Below are 13,320 nucleotides of genomic sequence, written 5' to 3'. Positions count from 1 at the left end.
ACGATGGCGGCGCTCGCGCCCGACGCCGCCCGGACCTTCGTCGACGCGCTCTGGGACGACTCGATCCTGCCCGCGCTCGCCGAGTACGTGGCGATCCCCGCGAAGTCCCCGCACTTCGACCCGGACTGGCAGGAGCACGGCGAGCTCGAGCGCGCCATCGCGCTCGCCGAGCGCTGGTGCCGCGCGCAGCCGGTGCGCGGCCTCACGGCCGAGGTCGTGCGCCTGCCGGGCCGGACCCCGCTGCTCCTGCTCGAGGCGCCCGGCACGGGTTCGGACACGGCCCTAGTCTACGGCCACCTCGACAAGCAGCCCGAGCTCGAGCCCTGGAGCGAGGGGCTCGGGCCGTGGCGGCCGGTGCGGCGGGGTGACCGCCTCTACGGGCGCGGCGGTGCCGACGACGGCTACGCGGTCTTCGCGCTCGGGGCCGCCCTCGGCGCGCTCCACGCCCAGGGCGTCGCGCACGCGCGCTGCATCGCGCTCTTCGAGACCTGCGAGGAGAGCGGGAGCTTCGACCTGCCCGCCTACCTCGAGCACCTCCGCGCGCGCATCGGCACGCCGAGCCTGGTCGTGTGCCTCGATTCGGGCTGCGGCGACTACCAGCGGCTGTGGTGCACGACCTCGTTGCGCGGGATCGCCGCCGGCGTCCTGCGGGTCCGGGTGCTCGAGGAGGGGGTGCACTCGGGCGACGCGAGCGGCGTCGTGCCCTCGAGCTTCCGGATCGCGCGCGCGCTCCTCTCGCGCCTCGAGGACGAGCGGAGCGGCCGCATCCGTCCCGAGTTCCACGTCGCGATCCCGGCCGAACGCGCAGCGCAGGCCGAGGCCGCCGCGCGCGTCCTCGGCCCCGAGCACTGGCGCCGCTTCCCGTTCGCAGGCTCGACGGGGGCCATGGCCGGCGAAGCCGGCCATCCTCTGGCGGGCGGCGAATCCGGCCCTCCTCTGGCGGGCGGTGAAGCCGGCCCTTCGCGGGCTCGCGGCGAGGCCGCGGATGCGCCGAGCGACGACACCGAGCGCGTGCTCAACCGCACCTGGCGGCCCTTTCTCGAGGTGACCGGCGCCGGGGGCCTGCCGGCGCTCACGAGCGCGGGCAACGTGCTGCGGCCCGAGACGGCGCTGAAGCTCTCCCTGCGCCTCCCGCCGCGGCTCGACGCGGACGCCGCCCTGGCCCGGCTTCGCAGCCTGCTCGAGGCCGACCCGCCCGCCGGGGCCCATGTCCGCTTCGAGCCCGATCAGGCCGCCCATGGCTGGGACGCGCCGGCGCTCGCTCCCTGGCTCGCGGGCGCCACCCGGCGCGCTTCCCGGGCCTGGTTCGGAGCCGAGCCCGCCTTCATGGGCGAGGGCGGCACGATCCCGTTCATGGCGATGCTCGGCGCCGCCTTCCCCGCGGCCCAGTTCCTGGTCACCGGCGTGCTCGGGCCGGGCGCCAACGCCCACGGCCCGAACGAGTTCCTGCACCTGCCGACGGCGCGCCGGCTCAGCGGCTGCGTCGCGCAGATCCTGGCGGAGCACGCGGTCCGCTCCGGCGACCGACCCCCTCTCTGACACCATCAAGGTTCGCCTGCGGAACGCCGATCCGCCCACCGGGAGCGTGTCCCATGATGCAGGGTCGCGAGCGAGAGCAGGTCCTGGTGCTCGGCCCGGAGGAGCGCTCGCGAACGCTCGCGAGCCGGCTCTCCCTGCTCGGCGCCTGCCGGGGGGTCTGCGCCGAAACCCTCGAGAGCGCGCTGCGGGTCCAGGCAGCAAGCCCGCGCGCCTTCCCGACCGGCTTCGTCGCGAGCGACCACGGGCTCCCGGACCTGGACGACTCGCTCCGCGCGCTCGGTGCGCATGGGCCAGGCGGCAGCATGCACTGGGTTGCCTTCGGCCCGCGCCCGGCGCCCGACGCGCTCGTGGGCCTGCGGAGGGCCGGCGTGACCTTCGCTCTCTTCGAGCCGGCCAGCGACGAGGAGCTGCGCTTCGTCCTGAACCAGGCGCTGCACCGCGACGGCACGGCGATCCCGCGCGCCGAGCAGCGCGTCCCGGCCGATCTGCCTGCCCGCATCGTCACGAAGCACGGCGAGAAGGTGGCGCTGATCTACAACCTCTCCGCGACCGGCGCCTACGTCGCAACCCCGCGCCCCACCCTGCGCGGCGGAGCGGTGCAGCTCCTCTTCTCGCTGCCGGGCGGCGAGGTGGTCCTCGGCGCCCAGGTGATGTGGAACAACGTGCCCGGCAACCTGCGCCGCTTCAACGCGCCGATCGGGATGGGGCTGCGCTTCACCGCCGTGCCGGCGGACCTGCAGGAGGAGCTCCTGTGCTGGGTCGAGCAGCGCGCGCGCGCGTATCGACTCTGATCCGAGGGCGCGGGCAACCCGGCCGCCCGCCTAGCCGGGATCCCGGACCTCCCCGGTCATCGGTACGAAGCGGACGCCGAGGACGCGGCGCACCGTGATCCCCTCCGGCGTGCGCTCGTGCACCTGGAGCTCCTGGGCGCCGTCCTCCACGTCCACGGGGATCACGAGGCGCCCGCCGGGCGCGAGCTGGTCGAGAAGCGGCTCGGGCACGCGCGGAGCGGCGGCCGTGACCAGGATCGCGTCGAAGGGAGCGGCCTCCGGCCAGCCGCGATAGCCGTCGCCGGCGCGGACGTGCACGCCGGGATGGCCCGCCCGGCGCAGGTTCGCCTCGGCCTCGTGCGCGAGCGGCTCCACGATCTCGATCGTGTAGACCTCGGCGCCGAGCTCCGCGAGCAGCGCCGCCTGGTAGCCCGAGCCGGTACCGACCTCGAGAACCCGTTCGCCGGGCCCCACGGCGGCCTCCTCGGTCATCACCGCTACGACATAGGGCTGGCTGATCGTGGCGCCGTGGCCGATCGCGAGGGCGCGGTCGGCGTAGGCCTCGTCCGCGCGCTCGGCGGGCACGAACAGATGGCGCGGCACCTTGCGCAGCGCCGCCAGCAGGCGCGGCTCACGGACGCCGCGTGCCTCGATCTGCTCGGCGACCATGCGCTCCCGCTCCGCCTGGCGGCCGTCCGCCGGCGGCGCCGCGGGCTCGGCCGCCAGCGCCGACGCGGCAGCGCCGAGCGCGTTCGCAAACGTGCCGATCCGGCTCCAGAGCGGCATCGCCCCATGGTAGGCCGCCGGAGCAGCTCGGCTATCCTGCCAGCCCCCGATGCCCCCGGCCGCCAAGCCTCCCGCCGAGCTCGACCACATCGCGATCCAGGGTGCGCGCGAGCACAACCTGCGTTCGGTCGACGTGCGGATTCCGAAGAAGAAGCTGGTCGTGCTGACGGGCGTCTCGGGCTCGGGGAAGTCCTCGCTCGCCTTCGACACGCTCTACGCCGAGGGCCAGCGGCGCTACGTCGAGTCGCTCTCGGCCTACGCGCGGCAGTTCCTCGGCCAGATGGAGAAGCCCCGCTACGACCACATCCGGGGCCTCTCGCCGACCATCTCGATCGAGCAGAAGACGACCGGCACGAACCCGCGCTCGACGGTCGGCACGATCACCGAGATCGCCGACTACCTGCGCGTGCTCTACGCGCGGATCGGGATCCAGCACTGCCATCGCTGCGGCGACCCGGTGCGCGGCCAGAGCGCCGAGCAGATCGCGCGCGAGCTCTCCGCGCTGGCGCCCGGCACGCGCCTGCATCTCCTCGCGCCGGTGCTGGTGCACCGCAAGGGCGAGCACCGCGAGCTGCTCGCCGACCTGCGCCGCGCCGGGTACGTGCGGCTGCGCGTCGACGGCGCGATCGTGGAGGCGGAGGCGGTCGAGGCGCTCGACAAGCGGCGCAAGCACCATGTCGAGGTCGTGATCGACCGCCTCGTGGTCGGGCCGGAGAGCCGGCGCCGGCTCGTCGGCTCGGTGGAGCAGGCGCTCCGGGCCGGCGGCGGGCAGCTCGTCGCCCACGCCGGCGGCACCGACCGCGTGTTCTCGGAGCGGATGGCCTGCGCGCGCTGCGGGCTCTCCTTCCCCGAGCTCACGCCCCAGGGCTTCTCCTTCAACAGCCCGCAGGGCATGTGCGTGGATTGCAACGGGCTCGGCTCGCGGATGGCGATCGACCCCGCGCTGGTGGTGCCCGACGAGGCACTCACGATCGACGAGGGCGCGATCAAGGCGTGGGGCAAGGAGATCTCACAGAAGTCGAGCTGGTCGGGGCTGCGAACGCAGATCCTCGTGCAGCTCGGCGTGCCCTTCGACACCCCCTGGCGGCGGATCCCGAAGCGGCTGCGCGAGCAGGTGCTGCACGGCACCGGCGGGCGCCAGTACCAGGTGCGCTGGGCCGGCAAGAAGGGGGGCCGGGCCACCTTCGTGATGGACTGGGAGGGCGTGCTCCCGCGCCTCATGCGCCGCTTCCGCGAGACCACCTCGGAGAGCGCGAAGCGCTGGTACGCGCAGTTCCTGGCCGACACCGCCTGCCCGACCTGCCGCGGCACGCGCCTGCGGCCCGAGAGCGCCGCGGTGCGCGTCGGGGGCCGCTCGATCGTCGAGCTCTCCGCCCTCACGATCGACCAGGTGCGGGCCTTCTTCGCGGCGCTCGCGCTCGAGGGCGCCGCAGCCGAGATCGCCGTCGAGCTCCTGAAGGAGATCCGCGGGCGGCTCGAGTTCCTGGCCTCGGTGGGGCTCGGCTACCTCTCGCTCGACCGCGCGGGCCCGACGCTCTCGGGCGGCGAGTCGCAGCGCATCCGGCTCGCGAGCCAGGTGGGCTCGGAGCTCACCGGCGTCGTCTACATCCTCGACGAGCCCTCGATCGGGCTCCACCAGCGCGACAACCGGCGCCTGCTCGCGACGCTCGAACACCTGCGCGACATCGGGAACACCGTGGTGGTGGTCGAGCACGACGAGGAGACGATCCGCGCCGCCGACTGGGTGATCGACTTCGGACCCGGCGCCGGGGTGCGCGGGGGCGAGATCGTACACGCGGGCACCCCGGCGAGCCTCGCGAAGAGCCGCCGGTCGCTGACCGGCGACTACCTGGCCGGCCGCCGCCGCATCGAGCTGCCGGCCGAGCGGCGCAAGCCCACCGGCTCGCTCGCGATCCTGGGGGCCAGCGAGAACAACCTCCGCGACATCGACGTCGAGCTGCCGCTCGGCGTCCTGGTGGCGGTGACGGGCGTCTCGGGCGCGGGCAAGTCGACGCTCGTGAACGACGTGCTCCTGCCCGCCCTCGCCCGCCGTTACCACGGTGCCGGCGAGCGTGCGGGCCGCCACCGCGCGCTCGCCGGCGCCGAGCAGCTCGACAAGGTGATCGCGGTCGACCAGCGCCCGATCGGGCGCACGCCGCGCAGCAACCCGGCCACCTACGTGAAGGTCTTCGACGAGATCCGCGACTTCTTCGCGGGGCTCCCCGAGGCGCGCGTGCACGGCTTCGCGCCCGGGCGCTTCAGCTTCAACGTGAAGGGCGGGCGCTGCGAGGCCTGCCAGGGCGACGGCGTGCGCCAGATCGAGATGCACTTCCTGCCCGACGTCTACGTGACCTGCGAGGAGTGCCGGGGGCGGCGCTTCAACGAGGCGACGCTCGCGGTGCTCTACAAGGGCAAGTCGATCGCCGACGTGCTCGACCTCACGATCGCCGAGGCCCTCGAGCTCTTCGCGGCGCACCCGAGGATCCGCCGGCCCCTCGAGCTGCTCGCGGACGTGGGCCTCGACTACCTGCACCTGGGCCAGCCCTCGCCGACCCTCTCGGGCGGCGAGGCGCAGCGCATCAAGCTCGCCCGCGAGCTGGCCCGCCGGGGCACCGGCCGCACCCTCTACATCCTCGACGAGCCCACCACGGGCCTCCACTTCGACGACGTGCGCAAGCTCCTCGAGGTGGTGCGGCGTCTCGTCGACGCCGGCAACACGGCCGTCGTGATCGAGCACAACCTCGACGTGATCAAGAGCGCCGACTGGGTGATCGACCTCGGGCCCGAGGGGGGGCCGGAGGGGGGCCGGCTGGTCGCGCAGGGAACCCCGGAGCAGGTGGCGCGGGTGAAGGCTTCCCACACCGGGCGCTACCTGCGGGCCGCGCTCGGGGACGGATCGACGCCTCCTGGACGTACTCCCCGCGGGTGATCCAATTTCGACCGAACTGATGCCTGATCTGGTTCAGCTCCAAGAGATCCTGGTCGATTTGCACTCGAAAGACACGCCTTGTAGGATGCGATGTCATGTCGAACGCCAAAGTGCCCACCGGCGCCGAGAAGTTGGTGCAGTGTCTCGAACGGGAGGGGGTCGAGTACATCTTCGGCCTCTCCGGCGGGGCCGCGATCCCGATCTTCGACGCCCTGGTCGACTCCCGGATCGAGCTGATCCTTGTCCGCCACGAGCAGGGCGCGACCCACATGGCCGACGGGTACGCCCGGGCCACGGGCCGCCCCGGGGTCGTCCTGGTCACCTCCGGCCCCGGCGCCACCAACACCGTGACGGGCCTCCTGACGGCCCTCATGGACTCCTCGCCGATCGTGGTGCTCACCGGCCAGACCAACACCGTGAACCTCGGCAAGGACGCCTTCCAGGAGGCGGACGTCACCGGCATCACCTACCCGGTCGTGAAGCACAGCTACCTCGTGAAGCGCGCGGCCGACATCCCGCGCATCCTGCGCGAGGCCTTCCACATCGCGACCACGGGCCGGCCGGGCCCGGTCCTGATCGACATCCCCAAGGACGTGAGCTCGGGCCCCTGCGACGCGCCCTTCGTCGACGAGGTGCACCTGCCCGGCTACGAGGTGCCGGGCCGCGCGGACGCCGCCGCCATCGCCGAGGCGGCGCGGCTCCTCCAGGCCGCCGAGCGGCCGCTGCTCTACGTCGGCCACGGCGCCGTGATCGCGGACGCCGGCAAGGCCGTGACCCAGCTCGCCGAGCGACTGCGCGCGCCGATCGTGAGCACGCTCCTCGGCAAGGGCGCGGCCGACGAGACCCACCCGCTCCACCTCGGCATGATGGGCATGCACGGAACGGCCTACGCCAACAAGGCCGTGGTCCACTGCGACCTGATCTTCGCGATCGGCGCGCGCTGGGACGACCGCGTGACCGGCAAGGTCGACGAGTTCTGCGCCACGGCGAAGAAGATCCACCTCGACGTCGACCCGGCCGAGTTCAACAAGGTGATCCGGCCCGACGTCTGCCTCGAGGGCGACGCGCGCCTCGTGCTCGAGGACCTGCTCGCGGTGGTCGAGCCCGGCCACACGGTCGCCTGGCTCCGCCAGTGCCAGGCCTGGCGCCGGCAGCATCCCCTCAAGTACGCCAGGAAGGGCGGCCTGCGCGCCCAGCACGTGCTCGACCGGCTGCACCACCTGACCGAGGGCAAGGCGGTCCTCACCGCCGACGTGGGCCAGCACCAGATGTGGGCCGCCCAGTTCTGCAAGACCACGGCGAACCGCCACTGGATCACCTCCGGCGGGGCGGGCACGATGGGCTTCGGCTGGCCGGCCGCGATCGGCGCCAAGCTCGGGCGTCCCGAGGCGGAGGTGTGGGCGGTGGTCGGCGACGGCGGCTTCCAGATGACGATGGCGGAGCTCGCGACCGCCGCGGTGCACGGCGTCGCCGCCCGCTGCCTGATCATCAACAACAACTACCTCGGCATGGTGCGCCAGTGGCAGGAGCTCTTCTACGAGAACCGCCTGTCGGGCGTGGACCTCGAGGGCAACCCCGACTTCGTGAAGCTCGCCGAGGCGTACGGGATCGCGGCCTTCCGGATCCGGCGCGGCGCCGACATCGACCGCCAGCTCCGCGCAGCACGCGCCGTCCAGGGCCCGGCGGTGGTCGTGGCCGAGGTGATCAAGGAGGACAACGTGTTCCCGATGATCCCGGCCGGCGCGCCGGTCTCGCACATGATCATCGAGCCCCCGAAGCACCGCCTGGAGAAGCCCAGTGGCAGCACCTGAGCCGGCCCCCGCGCCCGCGCGGCGCCCGCGCGTCCACACGATCTCGCTGGTCGTCAACAACAAGCCGGGCGTGCTGGTGCGCGTCGCGCTCGTCTTCTCGCGGCGCGCCTACAACATCGAGAGCCTGGTCGTGAGCCCCGCTGCCGAGGGCGACGACTTCTCGCGCATGACGATCACCTCGAGCGGGGACCCCACCACCCTCGAGCAGATCATCAAGCAGCTCCACAAGCTGGTCGACGTGGTCCACGCCCACGACCACACCAACGACGACGCCTACGAGACCGAGATCGCGCTCGTCAAGCTGCGCGCACCGCTCGAGGACCGCACCCAGATCCTCCAGATCGCCGAGAACTTCGGCGCCAAGGTCACCGACTACGGCCAGGAGTCGCTGATGCTGCGCGTCTACGGCGCCAGCGACAAGCTCGACGCCTTCATCGGCCTCCTGCGCCCCTTCGGATTGCGCGAGCTCGTGCGCTCGGGCAAGATCCTGATGCTGCGCGGCATCTCGGAGACCTGAGCCGACCCGTCGACGCGTGCTGGGGGGGACGATGCGGAGCGGGCGGATCGCGTCGCTGCTGCTTGCCATCGGGACCACGGCTGCGCCGGCGATCGCCGCAGCCGACGTCACGATCCCCTTCGCCGGCGACGTGACGAGCGTCTCGGGGAGCTTCGCGACCTCCTTCGACGAGGTCGAGCGCGTCGAGGGCACGCTCGTCTTCGACGAGACCGTCGCCGACAACAAGCCGGATCCCACCGCCGGCAACTACCTCGGCGCGCTCGTGTCCCTCAGCGCCACGCTGCCGGACCTCGGCTTCACCTGGAGCGCGGGCGCGGGCGGAACCCTCCAGGTCTACGACCTGACGGACCAACTCACCGCGACCGCGCTCACGGACGCCACGACCGGCCCTCCCATCGAGGGCTACGGGCCCCACGGCATGTTCCTGATCCTCGCCGGTCCGGGCGCGTTCGCGGGAGACGCCCTGCCCGACTCCGGCGCCGGCCTCGATCAGGGGGAGCTGCTCCTCACCTTCCACGATGACTTCGAGAACACCGCCGGAAGCGCCACCATCCGGTTCACCTTGCCCGAGCCGCGCGGTGGCGGGCTCACGGTGGCGGTGTGGACGGTGTTCGCGCTCGGCGCGCGACGGCGGATGCGACGCCGGGCGGGATGGTGACCCAGGCAGGATTCGAACCTGCGACCTCTTGCTCCGGAGGCAAGCGCTCTATCCAACTGAGCTACTGGGCCGATCCGTCGAAGCCGCTCCGGCGGCCGGACGGCTTCGCTCGTTCGAAGGATGGTGGGGCGTACTGGGCTCGAACCAGTGACCTCCGCGGTGTGAACACGGCGCTCTTCCAGCTGAGCTAACGCCCCGCGACTCCCTTCGAGAGACCCCGACGAATAGGGAAAGGCCCCTGTGGCCGCAAGCTAGCGGCGCGCGCCCTGGTGCGCGATCGCCGCCTGCACGAAGGCGGCGAAGAGCGGATGGGGCGCGAAGGGGCGCGACTGGAACTCGGGGTGGTACTGGCAGGCCACGAACCAGGGGTGGTCCGCGAGCTCGACCACCTCGACGAGGCGCCCGTCGGGCGACAGCCCCGAGAAGACGAGGCCGGCGCGCGAGAGCTGGTCGCGCAGCTCGGGGTTCACCTCGTAGCGGTGGCGGTGGCGCTCGCGGATCTTCTCCTGGCCGTAGGCCGCGAAGGCCTTGCTGCCCTTGCGCAGCACGCAGGGCCAGGCGCCGAGCCGCATGGTGGCGCCCTTCTCGCTGAGACCGCGCTGCTCGGGGAGGAAGTCGATCACGGGATACGGCGTCTCGGGGTCCACCTCGGTCGAGTTGGCGCCCGCCAGGCCGGCGACGTGGCGCGCGTACTCGATCACCGCCATCTGCAGCCCGAAGCAGATCCCGAAGTACGGGACGGCGTGCTCGCGCGCGTAGCGCACCGCCACGATCTTGCCCTCGACGCCGCGCGAGCCGAAGCCGTGCGGCACCAGGATCCCGTCGACGGGGGCGAGCTGCGCCGGATCGGCGAGCTTCTCGGAGTCGATGTACTCGATCACGACCCGGCTGCGGTGCGCGAAGCCCGCGTGGTGGAGCGCTTCGTTCAGGCTCTTGTAGGACTCGGTCAGGTCCACGTACTTGCCGACCATCGCGATCGTGATCGTCCGCTCGGGATGGCGGATCCGCTCCATCAGGTCCTGCCACTTCTCGAGCGCCGGCCGCGCGGTCCAGATGTTGAGGAGCTTCACGATCTTCTCGTCGAGGCCCTCGTCGTGCAGGACGAGCGGCACCTCGTAGATCGACTCGACGTCCTTGGCGGTGATGACGGCATCGCCGTCCACGTTGCAGAAGAGCGCGATCTTCTCCTTCACCGAGCGCGGCAGGAAGCGGTCGGTGCGGCACAGGATCACGTCGGGCGAGATGCCGACCGCGCGGAGCTCCTTCACCGAGTGCTGGACGGGCTTGGTCTTGAGCTCGCCGGCGGCGGCCACGTAGGGCACGAGCGCGACGTGGGCATAGAGCACGTTCTCGCGCCCGACGTCGGCGCGGAACTGGCGGATCGCCTCCAGGAAGGGCAGCGACTCGATGTCGCCGACGGTGCCGCCCACCTCGACCAGCAGCAGGTCGACGCCGCCCTCGGCGGCCTGGTGGATCCGGCGCTTGATCTCGTCCGTGACGTGCGGGATCACCTGCACGGTGCCGCCCAGGTACTCGCCGTGGCGCTCCTTGGTGATGACCGTCTCGTAGACCTTGCCGGCGGTCACGTTGTTGATCCGGCCCATCGTCGCGCGGGTGAAGCGCTCGTAGTGGCCGAGGTCGAGGTCGGTCTCGGCGCCGTCCTCGGTGACGTAGACCTCGCCGTGCTGGAACGGGTTCATGGTCCCGGGGTCGACGTTCAGGTAGGGGTCGAGCTTGAGGAAGGAGACGCGCAGGCCGCGGGCCTCGAGCAGCGCCCCGATCGACGCCGAGGCGAGCCCCTTGCCGAGCGACGAGAGCACGCCGCCGGTCACGAAGATGAACTTCGTCGCGCGGCCCGGACCAGCGGCCATCATCCCCCCCTGCTCGGATCCGAGTGCGTCTCCGGAGCGGTCATCGGACCAAGGCCTCCAACTGGCCGGCGGCAGCGTCCTCGATGCGCACCCGGTGGATCGGGACGAGCGGCTCGGGCAGCGCGTCGAGGGCAAAGTAGCCGCTGGCGAGTGCCTCGTCCGGCGTAGTCGGCGCGCCCTGCCCGACGGCGGTCGCCTCGAAGCAGAGGTTCACCGCGTGCACGCGCCGGCCTGCCGCGTACTCGATCACCATCGAGCCCGGATCCGAGTAGACCCCGACGAGGCGCCCGAGCGCAACGCGCACGCCGGTCTCCTCGAAGACCTCCCGCGCGGCCGCCGCCGAGACGGACTCCCCCCGCTCGACGTATCCCCCCGGGAGGCCCCAGTGGCCGTTGTCGCTGCGCTGCATGAGCAGGAGGCTGCGCCCGCCGCTGCGCTCGCTGCGCCAGACCACCGCCGACACCGAGAGCCGGATCTCCGTCGGGTGGCTGGCGTGGTAGCGCGTCACCGCCCTTCCCCTCACCGAGCGACGCTCGGGGCGTGCGGGCGCCCCGGAGGAGGGCGCGTGGCTGGAATGGAGAGAACGGGAACGGGGGATGCGGACGGCCCAGGTTGTACCGCCGGGCCTCCCCGCCTGTCAAATCGGCTCCCGATCGGCGGCCGAACGCACGAACGGGAGGCCGCCGGGCCTCCCGTTCGGAGCGAGTCGGACCGCGCCGGGTCGATCAGCGCTTCGAGAACTGGAAGCGCGCCCGGGCGCCGCGCTGGCCGTACTTCTTGCGTTCCTTCTTGCGCGCGTCGCGCGTGAGGAAGCCGCCGCGCTTGATCTGCGGGCGGAGCGACTCGTCGATCCGGATCAGCGCGCGGGCGATGCCGTGGCGCAGCGCGCCGGCCTGGCCGGTGGGGCCGCCGCCGTGCACGCTCGCGGCCACGTCCCAGCGCGTCGCCTGGTTCACGAGGTCGAGCGGCTGCTTCACGACCGTGCGCAGCACCTCGCGCCCGAAGTAGTCGTCGAGCGTGCGGCCGTTGACCAGGATCGTGCCCGTTCCGGGCTTCATGCGGACGCGCGCCACGGCCATCTTGCGCTTGCCCGTGGCCGGCTTGGCGAGGGCGAGTTCAGCCAACGCTCAGGACCTCCGGCTTCTGTGCGGCGTGGGGATGCTCGGGGCCCGCGTAGACCTTGAGCTTCCGGTAGAGCTTCCGGCCGAGCGCGTTGTGCGGGAGCATGCCGCGTACCGCCTCCTCGACCACGCGCTCGGGGTGCGCACCGCGCAGGACCTGGTCCGCGGTGCGCGACTTCAGGTGGCCGACGTAGCCCGTGTGGCGGTAGTAGACCTTCTGCTCGCGCTTGCGCCCGGTCAGCTTCACCTTTGCGGCGTTCACCACCACGACGAAGTCGCCGTTGTCGGCGTGCGGCGTGAAGAGCACGCGGTGCTTGCCGCGCAGCAGCGACGCGATCCGCGTCGAGAGCCGCCCGAGGGTCTGATCGGCGGCGTCCACGACCCACCAGCGCGGGGTCACTTCGGACGGCTTGATCGACCGCGTCGGGCGCGGCGGGCGGGCGGCGGGCATCCGGGGCTCCTGGAAGTCGGCGGTAGATAACCGAGTGCCCAGGGGGCGTCAACCCGAAGACGCCTCAAGCTCCTGGATTCCCACAGGGAATCCGTCGTCCACCCGCACCAGGACGAGGCCGTGCGCGGGCGCCGTGGGGCCGGCCGCGGAGCGCGCGCGGGCGTGGAGAAGCTCCCCGATCCAGCTCGGGGGGCGCCGCCCGCTCCCCACCTCGAGCAGGCTTCCGACCAGGTTGCGGACCATGTGGCGCAGGAAGCCCGGGCCCTCGACCTCGAAGCGCAGCTCCGCCCCGACGGCGCCGAGCCACTCGGCGCGCGTGAGCGTGCGCACCGTCCCGTGCGCGTCACCGCCGGCCGCGCAGAAGCTCGCGAAGTCGTGGGTGCCGACGAGGGCGCGCGAGGCGGCCCGCAAGGCCTCGAGGTCGAGCGGGGGGCGGCGGCGGAGGCTCGTGCGCTCGCGCAGCGGCGAGCGCTCGGCGCCCGTCCAGAGCCGGTACGCGTAGAGCTTGCTGCGGGCGGCGCGACGCGCGTGGTAGTCGGCGGGCGCGGGCGCGAGCGCGCGGATCGCGACGTCGCGCGGAAGCCGGGCGTTCCACGCGCGCAGGAGATCCTTCGCCGCGAGCCGGGTGGCCGCGCGCGCGTTTGCCACCTGGCCTGCCGCGTGCACGCCGGCATCCGTCCGCCCGGCGCCGATCACGCCGACGCGGCCCTCGGCGAGCTTCGCGAGCTCCTCCTCGAGGACTCCCTGCACCGTGCGCGCGCCGCCGCCCTGGCGCTGCCAGCCCGCGAAGCCGGTGCCGTCGTACTCGACGACGATCCGCCAGTTCGGGAGCTCGCAGAGCACGCCCGCGCCCGCCACGGGATCGCG

Annotated in this window: 12 protein-coding genes and 2 tRNA genes; 6 read left to right on the top strand and 8 right to left on the bottom strand. The window is 72.8% G+C overall.

The window, feature by feature from the left end; genetic code table 11:
• Positions 1-3: 3 nt before the first annotated feature.
• Positions 4-1,539, top strand: coding sequence for a M20/M25/M40 family metallo-hydrolase (locus OZ948_01875; protein MEB2343468.1), 1,536 nt, complete (start codon positions 4-6; stop codon positions 1,537-1,539).
• A gap of 53 nt (positions 1,540-1,592) precedes the next feature.
• Positions 1,593-2,330: a PilZ domain-containing protein gene (locus OZ948_01870; GenBank protein MEB2343467.1), complete on the top strand. Its 738-nt coding sequence runs from the start codon at positions 1,593-1,595 to the stop codon at positions 2,328-2,330.
• 30 nt (positions 2,331-2,360) lie between these two features.
• On the opposite strand, the gene OZ948_01865 is transcribed toward OZ948_01870, so the two are convergent.
• A complete protein-coding gene (locus OZ948_01865; GenBank protein MEB2343466.1) occupies positions 2,361-3,095 on the bottom strand; it encodes a protein-L-isoaspartate(D-aspartate) O-methyltransferase in 735 nt (244 codons plus the stop codon).
• Between the two features lie 49 nt (positions 3,096-3,144).
• Here OZ948_01865 and uvrA point away from each other — a divergent pair, with 49 nt between their 5' ends.
• From uvrA to OZ948_01845, 4 genes are all read left to right on the top strand, one after another.
• Positions 3,145-6,024: an excinuclease ABC subunit UvrA gene (gene uvrA, locus OZ948_01860; protein MEB2343465.1), complete on the top strand. Its 2,880-nt coding sequence runs from the start codon at positions 3,145-3,147 to the stop codon at positions 6,022-6,024.
• A gap of 95 nt (positions 6,025-6,119) precedes the next feature.
• On the top strand, positions 6,120-7,835 hold the full coding sequence (gene ilvB, locus OZ948_01855) for a biosynthetic-type acetolactate synthase large subunit (protein ID MEB2343464.1): 1,716 nt from the start codon (positions 6,120-6,122) through the stop codon (positions 7,833-7,835).
• Positions 7,822-8,352 carry an acetolactate synthase small subunit gene (gene ilvN, locus OZ948_01850; GenBank protein MEB2343463.1) on the top strand — a complete coding sequence of 177 codons (531 nt, stop codon included), beginning with the start codon at positions 7,822-7,824 and terminating at the stop codon, positions 8,350-8,352. Before ilvB ends, ilvN begins: the two co-directional genes overlap by 14 nt.
• Before the next feature lie 16 nt (positions 8,353-8,368).
• Complete coding sequence (locus tag OZ948_01845; protein ID MEB2343462.1) at positions 8,369-9,010, top strand: hypothetical protein; 642 nt, start codon at positions 8,369-8,371, stop codon at positions 9,008-9,010.
• On the opposite strand, the gene OZ948_01840 is transcribed toward OZ948_01845, so the two are convergent.
• From OZ948_01840 to truA, 7 genes are all read right to left on the bottom strand, one after another.
• Positions 9,005-9,081 (bottom strand) — tRNA-Arg (locus OZ948_01840). The two genes, OZ948_01845 and OZ948_01840, sit on opposite strands and share 6 nt — an antisense overlap.
• A gap of 50 nt (positions 9,082-9,131) precedes the next feature.
• Positions 9,132-9,207: transfer RNA gene (locus OZ948_01835), tRNA-Val, on the bottom strand.
• A 54-nt stretch (positions 9,208-9,261) separates the two neighbouring features.
• Complete coding sequence (locus tag OZ948_01830) at positions 9,262-10,881, bottom strand: CTP synthase (GenBank protein ID MEB2343461.1); 1,620 nt, start codon at positions 10,879-10,881, stop codon at positions 9,262-9,264.
• A 40-nt stretch (positions 10,882-10,921) separates the two neighbouring features.
• Positions 10,922-11,389: an NUDIX domain-containing protein gene (locus OZ948_01825; GenBank protein ID MEB2343460.1), complete on the bottom strand. Its 468-nt coding sequence runs from the start codon at positions 11,387-11,389 to the stop codon at positions 10,922-10,924.
• Between the two features lie 217 nt (positions 11,390-11,606).
• Positions 11,607-12,005: a 30S ribosomal protein S9 gene (gene rpsI / locus OZ948_01820; protein ID MEB2343459.1), complete on the bottom strand. Its 399-nt coding sequence runs from the start codon at positions 12,003-12,005 to the stop codon at positions 11,607-11,609.
• On the bottom strand, positions 11,998-12,453 hold the full coding sequence (rplM, locus tag OZ948_01815) for a 50S ribosomal protein L13 (protein MEB2343458.1): 456 nt from the start codon (positions 12,451-12,453) through the stop codon (positions 11,998-12,000). The genes rpsI and rplM overlap by 8 nt, the downstream gene beginning before the upstream one ends.
• 48 nt (positions 12,454-12,501) lie before the next feature.
• On the bottom strand, positions 12,502-13,311 hold the full coding sequence (gene truA / locus OZ948_01810; GenBank protein ID MEB2343457.1) for a tRNA pseudouridine(38-40) synthase TruA: 810 nt from the start codon (positions 13,309-13,311) through the stop codon (positions 12,502-12,504).
• Positions 13,312-13,320: the final 9 nt, after the last annotated feature.

This window comes from Deltaproteobacteria bacterium (assembly GCA_035063765.1).
Classification (GTDB): domain Bacteria; phylum Myxococcota_A; class UBA9160; order UBA9160; family PR03; genus CAADGG01.
This window is presented reverse-complemented; position numbering and strand designations above follow the sequence as displayed.